At 68.7% G+C, this 16,977-nt stretch carries 17 protein-coding genes; 11 read left to right on the top strand and 6 right to left on the bottom strand.

What is annotated here, in order from left to right; all coding sequences use genetic code 11:
- The first annotated feature begins 27 nt into the window (after positions 1-27).
- Positions 28-1,587 (top strand): MFS transporter, encoded by a 1,560-nt coding sequence (locus MJ797_RS14325; protein ID WP_239334979.1) that lies wholly within the window; start codon positions 28-30, stop codon positions 1,585-1,587.
- Positions 1,588-1,742: 155 nt separating this feature from the next.
- On the opposite strand, the gene MJ797_RS14330 is transcribed toward MJ797_RS14325, so the two are convergent.
- From MJ797_RS14330 to MJ797_RS14340, 3 genes are all read right to left on the bottom strand, one after another.
- Positions 1,743-2,150 carry a rhodanese-like domain-containing protein gene (locus MJ797_RS14330; RefSeq protein WP_239334981.1) on the bottom strand — a complete coding sequence of 136 codons (408 nt, stop codon included), beginning with the start codon at positions 2,148-2,150 and terminating at the stop codon, positions 1,743-1,745.
- Positions 2,147-2,662, bottom strand: a complete 516-nt coding sequence (locus MJ797_RS14335; RefSeq protein WP_239334983.1) for a cysteine dioxygenase family protein — start codon at positions 2,660-2,662, stop codon at positions 2,147-2,149. Before MJ797_RS14335 ends, MJ797_RS14330 begins: the two co-directional genes overlap by 4 nt.
- Positions 2,663-3,287: 625 nt before the next feature.
- Positions 3,288-3,764 (bottom strand): BlaI/MecI/CopY family transcriptional regulator, encoded by a 477-nt coding sequence (locus MJ797_RS14340; RefSeq protein ID WP_239334985.1) that lies wholly within the window; start codon positions 3,762-3,764, stop codon positions 3,288-3,290.
- A gap of 271 nt (positions 3,765-4,035) precedes the next feature.
- Between MJ797_RS14340 and MJ797_RS14345 the strand changes: the two genes are divergently transcribed.
- From MJ797_RS14345 to MJ797_RS14360, 4 genes are all read left to right on the top strand, one after another.
- The gene (locus MJ797_RS14345; protein WP_239334987.1) at positions 4,036-4,995 is read left to right on the top strand and encodes an undecaprenyl-diphosphate phosphatase; all 960 of its coding nucleotides are present in this window, start codon (positions 4,036-4,038) and stop codon (positions 4,993-4,995) included.
- 70 nt (positions 4,996-5,065) lie between these two features.
- A complete protein-coding gene (locus tag MJ797_RS14350; protein ID WP_239334989.1) occupies positions 5,066-5,236 on the top strand; it encodes a hypothetical protein in 171 nt (56 codons plus the stop codon).
- Positions 5,237-5,436: 200 nt separating this feature from the next.
- The gene (locus MJ797_RS14355; protein WP_239334991.1) at positions 5,437-7,170 is read left to right on the top strand and encodes an ABC transporter ATP-binding protein; all 1,734 of its coding nucleotides are present in this window, start codon (positions 5,437-5,439) and stop codon (positions 7,168-7,170) included.
- Positions 7,171-7,271: 101 nt separating this feature from the next.
- Positions 7,272-9,191 carry an ABC transporter ATP-binding protein gene (locus tag MJ797_RS14360; protein WP_239335028.1) on the top strand — a complete coding sequence of 640 codons (1,920 nt, stop codon included), beginning with the start codon at positions 7,272-7,274 and terminating at the stop codon, positions 9,189-9,191.
- A 72-nt stretch (positions 9,192-9,263) separates the two neighbouring features.
- Here the strand turns inward: MJ797_RS14360 and MJ797_RS14365 are convergent, their stop codons facing one another.
- Positions 9,264-10,358 carry an XdhC/CoxI family protein gene (locus tag MJ797_RS14365; protein ID WP_239334993.1) on the bottom strand — a complete coding sequence of 365 codons (1,095 nt, stop codon included), beginning with the start codon at positions 10,356-10,358 and terminating at the stop codon, positions 9,264-9,266.
- Positions 10,359-10,450: 92 nt separating this feature from the next.
- Complete coding sequence (locus MJ797_RS14370) at positions 10,451-10,990, bottom strand: glutathione peroxidase (protein WP_239334995.1); 540 nt, start codon at positions 10,988-10,990, stop codon at positions 10,451-10,453.
- 260 nt (positions 10,991-11,250) lie between these two features.
- On the opposite strand from MJ797_RS14370, the gene MJ797_RS14375 reads away from it, so the two are divergent.
- The 5 genes from MJ797_RS14375 to MJ797_RS14390 all read left to right on the top strand — a co-directional run bounded on the left by MJ797_RS14375 (position 11,251) and on the right by MJ797_RS14390 (position 15,577).
- Positions 11,251-11,847 carry a TetR-like C-terminal domain-containing protein gene (locus MJ797_RS14375; RefSeq protein ID WP_239334997.1) on the top strand — a complete coding sequence of 199 codons (597 nt, stop codon included), beginning with the start codon at positions 11,251-11,253 and terminating at the stop codon, positions 11,845-11,847.
- A gap of 89 nt (positions 11,848-11,936) precedes the next feature.
- The gene (locus MJ797_RS14380) at positions 11,937-13,046 is read left to right on the top strand and encodes a Zn-dependent alcohol dehydrogenase (protein ID WP_239334999.1); all 1,110 of its coding nucleotides are present in this window, start codon (positions 11,937-11,939) and stop codon (positions 13,044-13,046) included.
- A 301-nt stretch (positions 13,047-13,347) separates the two neighbouring features.
- Positions 13,348-13,470, top strand: a complete 123-nt coding sequence (locus MJ797_RS26990) for a hypothetical protein (RefSeq protein ID WP_255720434.1) — start codon at positions 13,348-13,350, stop codon at positions 13,468-13,470.
- A gap of 71 nt (positions 13,471-13,541) precedes the next feature.
- Positions 13,542-14,768, top strand: coding sequence for a cupin domain-containing protein (locus MJ797_RS14385; protein WP_239335001.1), 1,227 nt, complete (start codon positions 13,542-13,544; stop codon positions 14,766-14,768).
- On the top strand, positions 14,702-15,577 hold the full coding sequence (locus tag MJ797_RS14390) for an aldo/keto reductase (protein ID WP_239335003.1): 876 nt from the start codon (positions 14,702-14,704) through the stop codon (positions 15,575-15,577). Before MJ797_RS14385 ends, MJ797_RS14390 begins: the two co-directional genes overlap by 67 nt.
- Positions 15,578-15,697: 120 nt before the next feature.
- Here MJ797_RS14390 and MJ797_RS14395 read toward each other — a convergent pair whose 3' ends face one another.
- Positions 15,698-16,585: a sucrase ferredoxin gene (locus MJ797_RS14395; RefSeq protein WP_239335005.1), complete on the bottom strand. Its 888-nt coding sequence runs from the start codon at positions 16,583-16,585 to the stop codon at positions 15,698-15,700.
- Between the two features lie 132 nt (positions 16,586-16,717).
- On the opposite strand from MJ797_RS14395, the gene MJ797_RS14400 reads away from it, so the two are divergent.
- Positions 16,718-16,977 (top strand): hypothetical protein (locus MJ797_RS14400; protein WP_239335006.1); only part of this gene is annotated, 260 nt, incomplete at its 3' end.

Raw genomic sequence — 16,977 nt, forward strand, 5'->3', positions numbered from 1 at the left:
CTGTCAACTTCAGGAGATGTGCTCTCGATGCCTTCCCCGCGCTCCCGCCGCCGGCTCGCGCTTCTCGCGACCGTCTGCCTCGCCGTGTTCGCGATCAACCTTGACACCACGATCGTCAACGTCGCCCTGCCCGAGCTGGCCCGTCAGCTCGGCGCGACCACCCGCGACCTGCAGTGGATCGTCGACGGGTACAACCTGGCCTTCGCCGCGCTCGTGCTCACCGCCGGGTCGATCGGCGACCGCTTCGGCCGCCGCCCGGTGCTGATCGGCGGGCTCGCCGGCTTCGCCGTCGCGAGCGCGGTCGGGGCGGTGTGCACCGGGGCCGGTGCGCTGGTCGCGGTGCGTTTCGTCATGGGCGCGTTCGCCGCGCTCATCTACCCGACGACACTGTCGGTCATCACGAACGCCTACCCGGACCGCGCCGAGCGCGCCAAGGCAATCGGCGTGTGGGGCGCGGTCACCGGCCTCGGGGTCGCCGTCGGTCCCGTCACGGGTGGGCTGCTGCTCGCTCACTTCTGGTGGGGCGGCGTGTTCCTCGCCCTCGTCCCGGTCGCGCTGGCCGCGGCCGCCCTCGCCGTCGTGCTCGTGCCCGAGTCCAGCGACCCCGGCGCGGCCCGGCTGGACCTGCCCGGTCTGGTCACCTCGTCGGCCGGCATCGGGCTTCTCGTCTACACGATCATCGAGGCGCCGCACCGCGGCTGGACGTCGTTCTGGACGATCGCCGGTTTCACCGCAACGGCGATCATCGCCGCCCTGTTCGTCACTGTTGAGCGGCGCCGGGCGAACCCGATGCTCGATGTAAGCCTGTTCCGTACGCCGGCCTTCTCGGCCGCGAGCGGCGCGGTGACCGTCGCGTTCTTCGCGCTTTTCGGGTTCATCTTCCTGATCACACAGTACTTCCAGTTCATCCGCGGCTACGGCACCGTCTCGACCGGCGTGCGGATCCTGCCGGTGGCCCTGACCATTGCGGCCGGATCGGTGCTCGGCGCGTGGCTGGCCGGCCGCCTCGGCACCCGCGTCATTGTCGTCACCGGGCTGACGCTGTTCGGCACGGCGTTCGCCTGGATCGCGGTGTCCGCGACCTATGAGTCCTACCTGCGGATCGCCGCACAGATGGTGATCATGGGTGCCGGTCTCGGCCTGACCACCGCACCGGCCACCGAGTCGATCCTGTCCGTGCTGCCGGCGGCGAAGGCCGGTATCGGGTCCGCCGTCAACGACGCCACCCGGGAGGCCGGCGGCACGCTCGGTGTCGCCGTCATCGGCAGCGTCTTCACCTCGATCTACGTCCACCAGCTCGCCGGTACGAGCGTCGCCGCGCTGCCGCGGGAGGTCGCTGGCGCCGCCCGCGACTCCGTCGGCGCGGCGATCGCGACAGCCACCCACGCCGCACCGGCGGTCAGCCAACAACTTGTCACCGACGTCAACGCGTCATTCATGAGCGGCCTGCACATCGCCTGCCTGGTCGCCGCCGGTGTGTGCTGGCTCGGCGCGCTCGGCGGCCTGGCGTTGCCCGGCCGTCGCGACATGGGCGTACCGCGGCCCGGTCCCGTCTCGTCCGACGCTGAGCCGGCGCTGGCCGGCTGAGACAGCCGGCAACAGGGCTGTGGATCAAGGAGTGGGGCTGGGGCAGGCGCATCGCGCGGCGATGGACCGGGATCGATGACGTGAGCTGCCTGCCCCCAACCCCGCGTCCCCGCGTCCCCGGTCGCTCTGGCGTCGGTGTTTCTCGCGGCGGGTTTTTAGAGGTGTACGGGTAGCCCGGCCGCGGCCCATGCGTGGAACCCGCCGATGATGTCCGTGGAGCGTCGCAGGCCGAGATCGTGCAGGGAGGCCGCGGCCAGGCTGGATGTGTAACCCTGCGAACAGACTATGATGATCTGCTGGTCGTAGCCGGTGGCCGCGGGAAGCTTCGCGTCGCTGGCGGGGTCGAAGCGCCACTCCAGGACGTTTCGCTCGACGAGCAGCGCGCCTGGAATCCCTCCCTCACGCGCGCGCTGCGCGGCCGGGCGGATGTCAACGATGATCGCGCCCTCCCGCCGGGCTTCGGCCGCCTGAGCGGCGGTGAGCCGGGTCAGCCTGGCTCGGGCGTCGGTGAGGACCTGTTCGATCGTCCGCGCTCCCGCCGGGGGTGATGGGACGGGAGTCACCAGTCCACTCCTGCCTGCTCACGACCTACCTCGACCAGCCCCGCCCGCGGATCCACGACGTAGCGCCGCATGAACTCCAGGGCCGGTGTGTAGACGTGGATGCTGACCGCCGGGGTGGTGCCGGTATTGCCGATGCGGTGGACGTGAGCCGGACCGAAGGAGCGGACCCGGCCCCCGGCATGTGTTTCCGCTGTTTCCGGGCGCGACGGTCCGCACCGGCCGAAGCCAGCCGCCCACTCGGTCAGGACGCCGGCCACGACCGTGAACGCACCCGCGCTGCCGCCGTGGTCGTGCAGGTCGGTGGACTGGCCGGGGAGCCAGGTCAACAGCCATGCCTGATGGTCGGCGGCTGTCTCCAGCAGCGTGTACCACCGCTGCTTCGGGTCGAAGCGGACCAGCGGCGCCCAGCCGTCCCGGTGCGTCGTGAGCCGACGGACGATCAGGGCGGCGTCTGTCGGGCTGCGCCTGCTGCCCGTGCGGACACGCGACCGGGAGCGGGATGCCGTGGTCATCGTTTCCCGGCCAGATCGCTGGTTTCGGTGGGTGTGTCCAGACCGAGGCCGACAGGTGAAGCGGTGGTCATGGCTGGGTACCTCCAAAGACGGGACGGGTGACCGGTAGAGGAACGGCGTCAGGCGCCGACGAGGTGACAGCCGGCCGTCGTGACGGCCAGTTATGGCGATATGGCAGTGGGAGCAGGTCTGTACGGCGCGTAGCCGCGGCACGAACCCACGGAGAAGCGGGGATGGCATTGCGGCCCTGGCTCCGGATGCGCCTCCGGCGGAGCCACGCGGATCAGCCTGGACGTGCGGCGGCAGCCGGACTCACCACGCTGGTCTCACGCCATCGGTCAGGCGCCTGCCGCCAGCCAGGCCGCGAAAGAGAACTCCGGCCCGGTATCTGGTACCCACCCAGAGAGATCGGGTGGGTCGCCGCCGTCGGCGACGGTCACAATGGTCAGCGACAGAGCGCGCTGGAGGTAAGCCGGTAGTCCACGTAGCGACACGCCACGAGGAGGAATCTCGACTTCATGAGTCGACAATGCCTGGCCGGCTGGCGTGGCGTCAACTGGCGAACGTAGCCGTTTCGTGAAAGATTATTTTTCTGGGCAAAGCCGGTGCCTGTGCTGGTCGAACGTCATTCGTCGGCGGGCGGTGGCTGGGCGGCGAGCAGGGAGCGCAGGGCCGCGCCCTCGGCGGGGCTGAGCTGTTCGACGAACCGCTGCAACACCGCGGTCGGGGTCTCACCTCGGCCCAGCAGAGCCTTCATCTGCTGGGCGGCAAGCTCCTCCCGTGCGGCCAGCGCCCGCCAGGCGTAGCCACGGCCGGTCGGTATCCGCTCCGCCAGCCCCTTCTCGGCCAGTCGGGTGAGGATCGTCGTCACCGTTGTGTAGGCGAGATCGCCCCCGAGAGACTGCTGGATCACGGCTGGGGTCACCGGCTCGTCCGCAGCCCACAGCGCGGCCAGTATTTCGCGCTCCAGCGCGCCGCGCGCCCGACGGGCCCGCCGGTTTTCCGCCCGGTCGCCCATGCAACCCCCGGTCTCCCGTAGCAGCGACGTCTCGTCGTAGTATACGACAGCGTTGTAGTAATCTACCGCCGGTAGTAACTCCATCGCATTCGGCGCATGCGGGGGCGCGATGTGATCGTTGATGATGACTGTGCCGAGGCTGATGCGACCCGATATGTCTGTCGTCCGGATTGCGCGCCAGGTTCCCGGCCGACGGTTATCGGCCATCAGCTGTCCGTTGTGGTATGGGTGCCGGTCGCGGTCGGTCGGCATCCCCGCACTCATGAGCGCGCCCGGCACGAGGGGCGTGCCCCAGCCCCGCGATGCCGCGTCCCCCCTCTTGCCGGTCGCCCGTAGCCTGGAGACGAGAAGAAGTATGAGTGATCTTACCTATATGCAGTCGATTGTCACAGGGCTGCTGCAAGGTGTGACCGAATTGTTCCCGGTGTCCAGCCTCGGGCATTCCGTGCTGGTCCCCGCGGTGATTGGCGGAAGCTGGAAGCACCTTGTTACCGAATCGGCGTCCTCAACCAGTGAACAGTCGCCCTATCTGGCGTTCATCGTCGCGTTGCACGTAGCGACAGCCGGCGCGCTGCTCGTCTTCTTCCGGTCCGACTGGACCCGTATTATCCGTGCCCTCGCGGTCAGTCTACGCAGCCGTACCGTGACGACCTCGGACGAGCGGCTGGCCTGGCTGCTGATTATCGGCACGATCCCCGTCGGGCTCACCGGCTTTCTTCTCGAGCACACCTTCCGGACGCTGTTCGCCAAACCGCTGGCCGCCGCGCTTTTCCTCACCCTCAACGGGGTCATCCTCCTTGCCGGAGAGCGGCTGCGCCGCAGCGCGGAAGCCCGCCGCGCGCGTCCCCTGCCTGCGGCTCGCGGCGGCGATGCCGATGCCGATGGCATCATCGAGCGTCACGGCATGGTGGTCGCCGAGCGGCGCGGTCTCGACCGGCTCGCCTACCGGGAGGCCGGCGTCATCGGGCTGTTCCAGACCTTCGCGCTGTTCGCGGGCATTTCCCGGTCCGGGATCACCATGGTCGGCGGGCTGCTCCGCGGCCTTGACCATGAGGACGCCGCCCGATTCTCCTTCCTGCTCGCCACCCCGGTCATCCTCGCCGCTGGCCTCCTGAAACTCCCGGCCCTCGCGGGCAGCGCCGGAAGTCACATTCACGGCCAGGTCATCGTCGGGATGCTTGCCGCCGGGACCGCCGCTTACCTCTCCGTGCGTTTCCTCACCAACTACTTCGAGACCCGTACCCTTACCCCATTCGCCGTGTACTGCCTCATTGTCGGTGGACTCGCCACCCTGCGTTTCGGCATCGGCGGCTGACAGCGATTTCGCCCGCCGCCGTCGAAGATCGACCGGGCGGGCTGCGCGCCGGGACCCAGGTGCGTGGCGCATGATCGTTGGTTTCGCGGCGTACGGTGCGAAACCGCTCCCGGCCATCCTGGCCGACGTCATCCCGGTTGACGTCATCCTGGCCGATGCCATTGCCGACGGCGGCAGCCGGTGTATGCGGCTGGCGCCGTCGCGCGGGCGGCAGACCGGCCATGCCCGGAAAATACATTGACCTGAAGCCGGGTCCAGCTCGTAGTGTTCGTATGCGTCGGCGGCGCTGCGGCCCTTCGTCACTCGGGCGGCAATCCGCCACCGGCCGCTTCGGGCACGGGTCAGCGCCGTGGCGCTGACCCGTGCCGATACAGCGGTATGAAAGCCTCGCGCCACCGTCCGGTACTTCGTTCTATCTGCCCTGCTGCCGAGAGAGACCGCATGCTGATCCGAATCCTGCGGGCCCACCTTGGCCCCTACACCAGGCCGATCATGATAACGGTCGGCCTGCAGCTGGTGGCGACGATCGCCATCCTGTATCTACCGACCCTGAACGCCGACATCATCGACCACGGGGTGATCACCGGCGACGTCGGCTATATTGTGCGCATCGGCGGGATCATGCTCGGGGTTGCCGCTGTGCAGATCATCTGTGCCGGCGCCGCCGTGTATTTCAGCGCCCAGACGGCGATGGCGCTCGGGCGTGATCTCCGGGCGGCACTGTTCGACCAGGTGCAGTCGTTCTCCGTCCGCGAGGTCGGCCGGTTCGGGGCACCCTCTCTGATCACCCGGGCCACGAACGACGTCCAGCAGGTCCAGATGCTGGCACTGATGAGCTTCACGCTGATGGTCTCCGCGCCGATCATGTGCCTGGGCGGAATCGTGCTGGCACTGCGCCAGGATGCCAGATTGTCCGCCCTGCTGGTCGTGATCGTGCCGGTGCTCGGCACGATCGTCGTGCTGATCGTGAGCCGGATGCGGCCCTTGGGCCGGGCGATGCAGGAACGCCTCGACGCCGTCAACCGGATCCTGCGCGAGCAGATCAGCGGGTTGCGAGTGATCCGGGCGTTTGTCCGGGACGACTACGAGCAGCGCCGGTTCGGGATGGCCAACGCTGAGCTGACCGACGTCTCCCTGCGGTTCGGCCAGTTGATGGCGTTGATGTTCCCGCTGGTGCTCACAGTGGTGAACGTTTCCAGCGTCGCCGTGCTGTGGTTCGGCGCGCACCGCATCGACGCCGGTCAGATGCAGATCGGCGCGCTCACCGCGTTTCTCAGCTATCTCATGCAGATCCTGATGTCGGTGATGATGGCTACCTTCATGTTCATGATGATTCCTCGTGCCGAGGTGTGCGCGGAACGCATCCAGGAGGTGCTGGTCACCGGCTCCACCCTGCTGCCGCCGGCGAACCCGGTGCGCTCCCTCGACCGGCACGGCGAGCTGGAGCTGCGAGACGTCGGGTTCCGCTACCCGGGGGCGCAGGAGCCGGTGCTGCGCGGGATCAGTGTGCGGGCCCGGCCCGGCCAGACCACCGCGATCATCGGCGGTACCGGTAGCGGTAAAACGACGTTGCTCGGCCTGATCCCGCGGCTGGCCGACGCCACCGAGGGGAGTGTCCTCGTTGACGGCGTCGATGTCCGTGAGCTCGACCCGGCGTTGCTTGCCGCTACCGTCGGGCTGGTCCCGCAGAAGCCGTACCTGTTCTCCGGCACCATCGCGACCAACCTGCGCTACGGCAATCCGGACGCCACCGACGCCGACCTGTGGGTGGCCTTGGAAATCGCGCAGGCGAGGGAGTTCGTCGAGGCCATGCCCGACGGCCTGGAGACCGCGATCGCCCAGGGCGGGACGAACGTATCCGGCGGCCAGCGCCAGCGCCTCGCGATCGCCCGGGTGCTGGTCTGCCGTCCGCAGGTCTACCTGTTCGACGACTCGTTCTCGGCCCTCGACTACGCCACCGATGCGCGGTTGCGGGCGGCGCTCGCCCGGGAGACCGCAGCCGCGACGGTCGTGATCGTCGCCCAGCGGGTCGCCACCATCCGTGAGGCCGACCAGATCATCGTGCTGGACGGCGGCGAGGTCGTCGGTACCGGCACCCATCACCAGTTGCTGGCCGGTAACACCACCTATCGGGAGATCGTGCTCTCCCAGCTCACCGAGGAGGAGGCCGCATGACCGACCGGGCAGTGGTGCCAGCCCAGCCGGCCTCGCCAGCCCAGGCAGCCCAGCCAGCCCAGCCGGCCCGGGCGGTGGCGCCGCGCCGGGGGCCGACACCGATGGGTGGTCCGGGCCGCTTCTTCATGAGTCAGGGCGCGGCGGAGAAGTCCATGGACTTCGCCGGGTCGAGCCGCCGGCTACTCGGGCTGCTGCGCCCGCAACGGCATCTGTTCGTTGTGACGATCGCGCTGGCGATGGTGAGCGTCGGGCTCACCGTGCTTGGTCCGCGGCTGCTCGGGCATGCCACCGACCTGGTGTTCGCCGGGGTCTTCAGCCGACGGCTGCCGGCCGGTATGTCGAAGGCGGAGGCTGTCGCACAGCTGCGCGCCGCCGGCCATGACACCCAGGCCGACCTGCTCGCCTCGCTCGACGTCACGCCCGGTCATGGGATGGACTTCGACGCGATCGGATCCGTACTGCTGGGAGTGCTCGTCGTCTACGTGCTGGCAGGGCTGTGCGGTGTCGTCCAGGCCCGGCTCGCCAACCTGGCACTGCAGCGGGTGATCGGCAAGCTGCGCGGGGACGTACAGGCCAAGATCTCTCGGTTGCCGCTGCGCTACTTCGACGGCCAGCCGCGGGGAGAGATGCTCAGCCGGGTTACCAACGACATCGACAACCTCGGGCAGAGCGTGCAGCAGAGCCTGTCACAGGTAATCGTCTCGCTGTTGACCATCGTCGGCGTGCTGTCGATGATGATCTGGATCTCCTGGGTGCTCGCCCTGATCGCGCTGGTCACAGTGCCGATTTCGATCGTGGTCGCGACGCGGATCGGGAAGTTCGCGCAGCCGCAGTTCGTCGGCCAGTGGGAGATCACTGGCCGGCTCAACGCGCACATTGAGGAGATGTACACCGGGCACGCGCTGGTCCGGGCGTTTGGCCGGCAGGAGGAGTCCGCGCGGATCTTCCGGGAGCACAACGAGCGGCTCTATGCGGTCAGCTGGCGCGCGCAGTTCATCTCCGGACTGATGCAGCCGGCGATGATGTTTATCGGGAACCTCAACTACGTGCTGGTCGCGGTCGTCGGGGGACTGCGGGTCGCGTCCGGCACACTGTCGATCGGTGACGTGCAGGCGTTCATCCAGTACTCCCGGCAGTTCAGCCAGCCGCTGTCCATGGTCGCCAGCATGGCGAACCTGGTGCAGTCCGGGGTGGCCTCCGCGGAGCGGGTGTTCGACCTTCTTGACGCCAGCGAGCAGGAACCGGACCCGGTCGCCCCGGCGCACCCGGAGCGGCTGCGTGGCCGGGTGGCCTTCGAGCACGTCGCCTTTTGCTACGCGCCGGACAGGCCGCTGATCGAGGACCTGTCGCTGACCGCGGAACCCGGTCACACCGTCGCGATCGTCGGCCCGACCGGCGCCGGGAAGACCACGCTGATCAATCTCCTGATGCGGTTCTACGATGTCACCAGCGGCCGGATCACACTGGACGGGGTCGACATCGCCGCGATGTCGCGAGAGGAGCTGCGGTCAGGCATCGGCATGGTGTTGCAGGACACCTGGCTGTTCGGCGGCACCATCGCGGAGAACATCGCGTACGCTGTCTCGGAGCCCACCCGGGAGCAGATCGTCGCGGCCGCCGCCGCCGCGCACGTCGACCGCTTCGTGCGGACCCTGCCAGCCGGCTACGACACGGTGCTCGATGATGATGGTGCCGGCGTCAGCGGCGGGGAGCGGCAGCTGATCACCATCGCCCGGGCCTTCCTCGCGGAGCCGCTGATCCTTGTCCTCGACGAGGCGACCAGCTCGGTGGACACCCGTACCGAGGTGCTGATCCAACAAGCTATGTCGACTCTGCGGGCAGGGCGGACCGCGTTCGTGATCGCGCACCGGCTGTCCACCATCCGGGACGCTGACACCATCCTGGTGATGGAGAACGGCGCCATCGTCGAACAGGGCAACCACACCGAACTGCTCGCCGCGGGCGGCGCCTATGCCCGGCTGTACCAGGCCCAGTTCGCCGAGGCCGTCGCCGAGGTCTGAGCACCTGGGGTGACTCCGCTGGCCGGGTCAGCCACGAGGCTAGGTCAGCCGCGGCCGGCCGGGGGAGCTGTTTCACCCGTGGATGGGGCCGGCCGTGGTCGACAGCGGTTGGCCACTGCGTTGTGAGCGGTTCTGGATGATCTCTGCCGCGATCGATATGGCGGTCTCCGCCGGGGTGCGGGCGCCCAGGTCGAGGCCGATCGGCGCGCGGATGCGGACGATCTCGTCCCCGGCCAGGCCCGCTTCCCGCAGGCGGGCCAGCCGATCGGCGTGGGTGCGCCGGCTGCCCATCGCCCCGATGTAGCCGGCGGGCGTGCGCAGCGCCGCGACCAGCAACGGCACGTCGAACTTCGGGTCGTGGGTGAGCACGCAGATCACTGTCGACGGGTCCACTGTGGTATGCCTGAGGTACCGGTGCGGCCATTCGACCACTACCTCGTGCGCCTCGGGGAACCGCCTACGGGTGGCGAATACCGCCCGAGCGTCGCAGACGGTGACGTGGTAGTCGAGGAAAACCCCGACCTGGGTGACCGCTCGGGCGAAATCGATCGCGCCGAAGACGAGCATGCGCGGGGGAGGGAGGAGAGACTGGACGAACACGGTCACGGTATCGCAACGCCGTTCGCCCGCCGGCCCGTAGCGGCGCCTGCCGGACTGCCCCCGCGCAAGTAGCTCACGCCCGTCATCGGTGACCGCCGTATCGAGGTCCTTGGCACCGAGCGTGCCAAGAGCCCGGTCCCGCCATATCGCGCGCCGCGCTCCCAGCCGGGCCGAGCCGGCTATGGCCGTGGCCACCGCGACCGGCTCCGCGGCCTGAACCGTCGTCGCGACGGCGGGGAAGTCCGGCGCATGCGTGCGGTCGATGCGCTGCACGAAGACGCTGATTGTCCCGCCGCAGGTCAGGCCGGCCGCGAACACGTCGTCCTCGCTCAAGCCGTAGGTCTCCAGAACTGGTTCGCCGGTGGTGAGCACGCGCCTGGCCGTGTCGTACACCGCTGCCTCCACGCAACCACCCGCGACGCCGCCGAGTGCCTCGCCAGCGGCGTTGACGGCCAGCACAGCGCCGGGCTGCCGCGGCGCGGACACGCTGGTCGCGACGACCGTCGCCAGCGCGAACGGTGTTCCCGACTCCCACCAGCTGAGCAGCTCCGCCAGCGCCTCACGCATGGGACATCACCACGTGGGTGGGCCGGATGGCTCGAAGCGCCCAGGCTCCGCCGGGGGCCGGGCATCCCACAGCGGAGCCTGGGCCGGGTCGTTCATCGCGACAGTTCCGCTTGCACGTCGGCGTGGATCTCCCGGGGAACGATGGCGGGCTCGTAGCGGCGGATCACCGCTCCGTCACGGCCGACGAGGAACTTGGTGAAGTTCCACTTCACCTCGTCCGTACCGATTGTCTCCGGTCTGGCGGCCTTGATGTGCTCGTAGAGGGAGCCGGCGGAGGGGCCGAAATCGCCGGGTGCCTGCGCGCGCAGGTAGACAAAGAGTGGGTCCGCGGCTGGGCCGTTGACGTCGATTTTACGGAAGATCGGGAAAGTGATGTTGTACTGGGTCGAGCAGAACTGTTGGATCTCGGCGTCGGTTCCCGGTTCCTGCCCGCCGAACTGGTTGCAGGGGAAGCCGAGGATGTCCAGGCCGCGGTCGTGGGCGTCGCGGTACAGCGTTTCCAGTTCCTCGTACTGGGGGGTCAGCCCGCACTTGCTGGCGACATTGACGATCAGCAGCGTACGACCGGCGTAGTCGCCGAGCGACCGCGTTTCGCCGTTGCTTGTCGTGACGGTGAAATCGTAAATCGTCATTGGCTTCCCTGAATCGTGGCGTGGTCGGTGGCGATGTCGAGAGCTTCGAGCGTTTGTTGCCGGCTGCGCTGTGCCGGCCGGGTGCTGCCGGCCGTGTCCTGCCGGCCGGGCGGTCTGACCGTTTCGGGTGGCCGGGCGAGGCGCTGTCGGTCGTTCTGGCCGGGGTTCGCTCCTTCCCTATTTATGCAACCCAGGTGGGGACGTTAATCGCTGCCGGCGAATTATGCAACGACGATCGTTGCATATATGCTGGGGCGGTGGTGGCAGCCGAGCCTCGTCCGCGCGGGCGGCCCCGCGACGACTCGGTGGACGTACGGGTGCTGGCCGCCGCCGTACAGGAGCTGGCCGACAAGGGGATCGCCGAGTTCTCCGTCACCGCGGTGGCGGCCAGGGCCAAGGCCGCCAAGCGCAGCATCCACGCCCGCTGGCCGCGGCGGGAGGACCTCATCCTGGCCGGGATGTCCACGTTGGCGGCAGGCCTGGCCCCGCCGCGGACCGGCACGATCGTGGCCGATCTGGCGGTCCTGCTCGACGGGATCGCGGCGGTGTTCGTCGAGCCCCGCCGCAGTATCCTGCAACGCTGCGTAGCGGAGATCAAACAGTTTCCGGAGATCTACCAGGCGTTCACACGCGACTCGATCGACCGCTGCCTGGCCGCGATCGAAGATGCCGTCCACGACGCCGCCGCGCGCGGAGAGATCCGCGGTGACGCCAATGCCGCGGCCACCGCCGAGGCGCTCATGGGCGCCGCGGTGCTGCGCGCGTCCTTTTCCCTCGACCCGGTGCTACCGATCGCCGTACGGGAGGAGATCGTGGGTCTTCTCCTTGACGGCCTGCGTCCACGCCGTGCCGGCTGAGTTCCAGCCATGATCGTCGGGTGACGGCCTGCCGGCCGCGGTTGTGGAGGCCCGGCGCAGGCCGTGACAGTCTTCCCGAGGAGGTGTGTATGACGTCGACAGTGCGGGCGGCCGTGCTCACGGAGGCCGGTGCGGGCCTGGAGTTATCCGAGATCGTTCTTCCTGATCCGGGCCCTGGCCGGGTCCGGGTGCGGCTTGTCGCCGCGGGTGTCTGTCACTCCGACCTCTCGCTGGCGAACGGGATGCTGCGCCAGCCGGTGCCCGCCGTGCTCGGGCACGAGGGGGCTGGCACGGTCGTGGCTGTGGGACCAGGGGTCACCCGGGTCGCCGTCGCTGACCCGGTGCTGCTGAACTGGGTTCCCGCCTGCCGGGAGTGCTGGTTTTGCCGCCACGGCGAGCCCTATCTGTGCGAGCATGCCGCCGATGCCAGCGCGGCGCCCTACGCGGCGTTGCCCGACGGGCGCCCGCTCTACCCGGGGCTGGGCACGGCCGCGTTCGCCGAGGAGACGGTCGTGCCGGAGAACGGCGTGCTCCGGTTGCCGGCCGATGTCCCGTTGGCGGAGGCCGCCGTCGTGGGGTGCGCGGTGCTGACCGGGGTTGGCGCGGTGCTCACCAGCGCCAAGGTCGCCGCAGGTGCGTCCGTGCTGGTCATCGGGCTGGGCGGGGTGGGGCTGTCGGTGCTCCAGGGGGCGCGGCTGGCCGGGGCGGACCCGATCATCGCGGTGGACGTGTCCGCGGCAAAGGAGGAACTCGCGCTCCGGCTGGGTGCGACGCACTTCCGCGTCGCCTCGCCGGCGCTGTCGAAGGAGGTCCGGGCGCTCACCGGCGGAATCGGCGTCGACCACGCCTTCGAGGTTGTCGGGAAGTCCGCGACCATCCGGGCGGCATGGAGCGCCACCCGGCGCGGTGGGCGTACCACGGTGGTGGGGGTCGGCGCCAAGGACGACCTCGTCTCCCTCGGCGCGCTGGAGATCTTCTACTCTGCCCGCACGCTCACCGGTTGCGTCTTCGGTTCCTGCGACCCGGACCGGGATGTCCCGTTCCTGCTCGACCATGCCCGCCGGGGCGGCATCGACCTTCGTGGCCTGGTCACCGCCGAGATCGGGCTTGCGGACGTGCCGGCGGCCTTCGAGGCGATGCTGCGGGGCAGCGGCGGCCGTTCACTCATCCGTTTCCCGGCTGTAACCCCACCGTGGTGAGGGAAAACAGTGTGGATGACCGTACGGGGCGAGCCGCCGTCACGTCGGCCTCGGCAGGGAATACGGCACTGCCGTCGGTGGTAGGGGGCGATGGGATGGATGCACGCAAACATCTTGCGAGACTCCTTACGCGCACGTATGGTTTCTTTGGCACCTGCGCGCGGCCCACATTCGAGCGGTGAACGGTGTTGCTGTACAGGTGTTAGTCGTGCGGGTGCTGGCCGTACGACTGGTAGTCGTATATCTGGTAGCCGTACAGCTGCGTAGCCGGAAGCAAGTATTCAGATCTTGAGGAGGGCACGTGGAAACAGCCGACGAGCTTGTCGTGGCGGTGGAGACCTTGGCCAGTGTTCAGGACCGTTTCGACACCGAGCATTCGGACAGCGACGGTTCCGACGGCCTCAACTATCCTGAAGGTCAGTGACGGACCGGTCCGAGGACATGGGCGAACCCGGCCCGCCGATCGCGTCAGGGTTGGAGACGGGCCAGGACGGATTGTCCACAAAGCATCATCTGGTCCGCGCCATCGAGGCCGCGTTCGGCTGGTCGGGCGCATCGTCGCTGGGGAAGGGCTTCGCTCGCGGTCACGTTACCGACGAGGCGTTATGCCAACGAGTGCTTACGCCGTCCCGGCTACTGGATCTGGTAATGCGGCGGAGCCTTGAACCCCCGCAGCTCAGATGTTTCCAAGACGGCATCGAAATGCATCCGGGCGACTATCTTACTACCCGAGTGGGCCGGCGGGGGCAGCGGACCCGTCTCGCCGACATGAACCGGTTAGCTGATCTTCTTGACTCGGGGCTCACCCTGGTTCTCGATGGACTTGACATGTTCGATGCCACTATGGAGGTGGCCTGTCGCGCTCTTCAGTGGTGGTCTCATGAACTGGTCCAGGTGAATGCCTACCTGACCACCCGGTCGACAGCGGGGTTCCCGCTGCATTGGGACGATCACGACGTTGTCGTTCTCCAGGTTGCGGGCGAGAAAACATGGGACGTGCGGGGCTCCTCCCGCCCTTTCCCGCTGTACCGGGATGCGGAACGCAACGGCACGGCCAGTGCGCAACAGGTGTGGAAAGGTGCGCTCCGCGCTGGCGACCTCATGCACATTCCGCGTGGTTACTGGCATCAGGCGACACGCGCTGAGTACACCGGCGGCATCAGCCTCCACATCACGTTCGGCTTTCCGAAACGGACCGGTGTCGACTGGCTCACCTGGCTCGCGGACCAGGCCCGCGATGTCGAGCTGTTCCGGCGTGACCTGGTCCGCGATGGCAGCGCACAGGAACGGGCCGCGCAGGAACGCGCGTTGGTGAACGCGGCCGTCGAGCTGCTGCGTTCGTCCCCGCCCGCCGAATTCCTCGCCGGCCGTGCACGGACCCAGCCACCGAGACGCCACACACCGACGCTGCCGACGGATCTTCCCGGGCCGGGCGTCGAATCGATCGTCTGCGTCTCGGAATTCAGGCCCGAATTCAGGGAGAGCGACACCGCCGTGATTGTTCTCGGGGGCGGGCGGAGACTGACCTTCACGAAGAAGGCCCGCCCGGCCCTTGACCGGCTGCTGAGCGGCCTGCCGGTCAGTCTCGCCGCGGTGGGGGCGGAGACGGGGACGGACGCCCGCCGGCTCGCCGACCTACTGATTCGGGAGGGGATGTGCGTCAGCCTGACACCCGAATTGTCCTCGGGCTACACCGGTCTCGTCATGAACGCGGACTGCTAGAGAGCGCGCTCGACCTCGGCATCCGGAATATCGACACGGCGTTCAACTACGCGGGTTTCCGTTCGCATGCGATCCTGCTCCAGACCGCGGCCGATCTTCTTCCCTGCTTTTCCGTGTCCACCAAGGTGGGTTTCTTTCCCGGCGCTGGCGGTCACAACGACCACTCGCTGGAACCGGGGCGGCTCCAGGAGGCCCTTGAGACGACGGCGGCGACACTCGGTCAGGCACCGGATGTCGTCTTCCTGCACAACCCCGAGCGGTCGCTGGGCGACCTCGAGCTCGCTCACGCCGCTGACCGTCTCGCGGCGGCGGCCGGTGTCCTGACGGACGCCGTGGCTGCCGGCCTCTGCCGGTCATGGGGTATCTCGACCTGGAATCCCCAGCCAGTGCTTGCGGCGGCCATCGCCGCGGGGCCCCGCGGGCTGGTCCGGCCGTGGTGCTTCATGCACCGCGCCGGCATCCTGGTCCCCGCGAGGATTCTGGACGCAATTGATGATCTTGCCAGCTGCCTGGAGGTCGCGACCGAGCGGCGGTGGGGTATGAGTCCCTTCGGCGGGGACACGGGGGACAGTGTCTGGCGCACGCTGGCACTGCGGCCGTTCATGGCGACGGGCGAGGAGTGCTCTACCGCGGCGGCGGCGTTCCGCCTCGCTTTTGCGCTGCCCCCGGTCGGCCGGGTTGCGGTGGGCACGAACCGGCCCGAACACCTGGCCGACCTGGTTCGCGCGCTCGACCTGGGCATCGACGGCCACAACGTCGAGCGATTCCGGGACATGCTCGCCCGGCGGCAGGCTCACGCGGTGGGATAACGGTGGGATAAGAGCGCCCGGCAGCAGGGGCGTGGATCAATGAACGAGGTTATGGGGCGCGTGCCCTGGCCCCGCGTCCTCCGCTGCCGGCTGCTCCAAGCGGGTTGCCGGGATTCCAGGTCAGCGACGGAGCGTGATCCGCCATCGCAGACCGTTGGATTTTTCCGTTGCTGAGCAGGTGAAGTGGATTTGTCCGTCCTCGTGCGGGTCGCGGCGGATGTCGAGCAGATGCCGCCGGCCGCCATGCTCGGCCGCGATTGTGTAGTGGTCACCGTGCTGGCTGGTGATGGTTGTACGCGGGAGATCGTCCGGGCGGCGCAGGCCGTAGCGCTGGCGAAACCAGATCTCGGCGACGGATTCGGCCGGCGTGGAGCCGAGCCTGCCCCGGATGTGGCCGAGCGGCAGCAGGCCGTCGAGGGCGAGCTCCGACAGCTCCTCGTCGGTGGCGGTGTCGAGGCGGCCGAGAAGGTATCCGCTGGGCAGGGTGATGGCGTTTGCCGCGAGGCGGTCACCACCGATATGGCTCACGCCGAAGGCCGGGGTGCCGGGTAGCAGGTTGTGCAGGCGATGCAGCAGCGGAGCGCCCGCCAGACCACAGCATGGGTCGTGGCGGCCGTGGATGCACACGCCCAGGAACGGAGCCCGCGGCAAGGGCGGGCACGCGGTAGCTGCGGGTCCACGGTCCGCCTCCGGTCGCGCCGCGCCTCGTGTGATCATTCGGTCGTGCGCGTTCCACAGGAACGGTTCCAGCGGTGCCGAACTGTTCGGGTAGGAGCGGTACAGAATGGTTGTGGCGTCGGTCGGGATCGGTCCGAGACCGGGCAGCGACGCCGGGGCGGCCCCGGCAAACCGGGGCCATGGAGCAGGCGTGGGGAGGAACAGGTAGCTACGGTGCCGGGGTATCGTGCCGCGGAGGTCCTCATGGATGCCCCGGGACTCCGACGAGCAGACCACCGCACGGGGGCTCGCCTGCCTGCCTGCCGCCAGGCAGCCGGCAGGCGATGACACGCGGTGGTCCCGGTGGAAATGTGGCAGCCGTGGGTCCGCTGGCCGGGTAACATCGTCCACAAGGCTCCTAAATTCGTACATGCGCACGCTCTAATTTAAGTAAACCTGACTTTAGCCTAAGGGTGCCCGCGGATGCGTGTGCCATCCCGGACAGTCCGCACCGTCACATCCGGGGAACCACGCCGAGCGGTGACCGCCGGGACCGGGGCGGCGGTGCCGGGCCGGTCCCGGGCCGGCCGCGTTGTGGCTGGTCGGATGGCGTTCCTGCTCGCGACTGTCCGGGACAGCCGGATGCCCTGGCTGTCCCGGTTCAATGCTTGGTCCGATGCCCGCTCCGGGATACCCCCGGCACCCGGGGCATCCGTCCGCATGGACCGATCTGTTGATCGTTC

It is taken from the genome of Protofrankia sp. CiP3 (genome assembly GCF_917627345.1).
In the GTDB taxonomy this organism is placed as follows: Bacteria; Actinomycetota; Actinomycetes; order Frankiales; family Frankiaceae; genus Protofrankia.

What these genes read in the sequence shown, in the direction of transcription:
- MJ797_RS14365 (WP_239334993.1), bottom strand. Translation starts at nt 10,358, where the DNA reads ATGCGTGAGGCGCTGGCGGAGCTGCTCAGCTGGTGGGAGTCGGGAACA.
- MJ797_RS14325 (WP_239334979.1), top strand. Translation starts at nt 28, where the DNA reads ATGCCTTCCCCGCGCTCCCGCCGCCGGCTCGCGCTTCTCGCGACCGTC.
- MJ797_RS14380 (WP_239334999.1), top strand. Translation starts at nt 11,937, where the DNA reads ATGACGTCGACAGTGCGGGCGGCCGTGCTCACGGAGGCCGGTGCGGGC.
- MJ797_RS14355 (WP_239334991.1), top strand. Translation starts at nt 5,437, where the DNA reads ATGCTGATCCGAATCCTGCGGGCCCACCTTGGCCCCTACACCAGGCCG.
- MJ797_RS14340 (WP_239334985.1), bottom strand. Translation starts at nt 3,764, where the DNA reads ATGGAGTTACTACCGGCGGTAGATTACTACAACGCTGTCGTATACTAC.
- MJ797_RS14350 (WP_239334989.1), top strand. Translation starts at nt 5,066, where the DNA reads ATGATCGTTGGTTTCGCGGCGTACGGTGCGAAACCGCTCCCGGCCATC.
- MJ797_RS14335 (WP_239334983.1), bottom strand. Translation starts at nt 2,662, where the DNA reads ATGACCACGGCATCCCGCTCCCGGTCGCGTGTCCGCACGGGCAGCAGG.
- MJ797_RS14360 (WP_239335028.1), top strand. Translation starts at nt 7,272, where the DNA reads ATGGGTGGTCCGGGCCGCTTCTTCATGAGTCAGGGCGCGGCGGAGAAG.
- MJ797_RS14370 (WP_239334995.1), bottom strand. Translation starts at nt 10,990, where the DNA reads ATGACGATTTACGATTTCACCGTCACGACAAGCAACGGCGAAACGCGG.
- MJ797_RS14345 (WP_239334987.1), top strand. Translation starts at nt 4,036, where the DNA reads ATGAGTGATCTTACCTATATGCAGTCGATTGTCACAGGGCTGCTGCAA.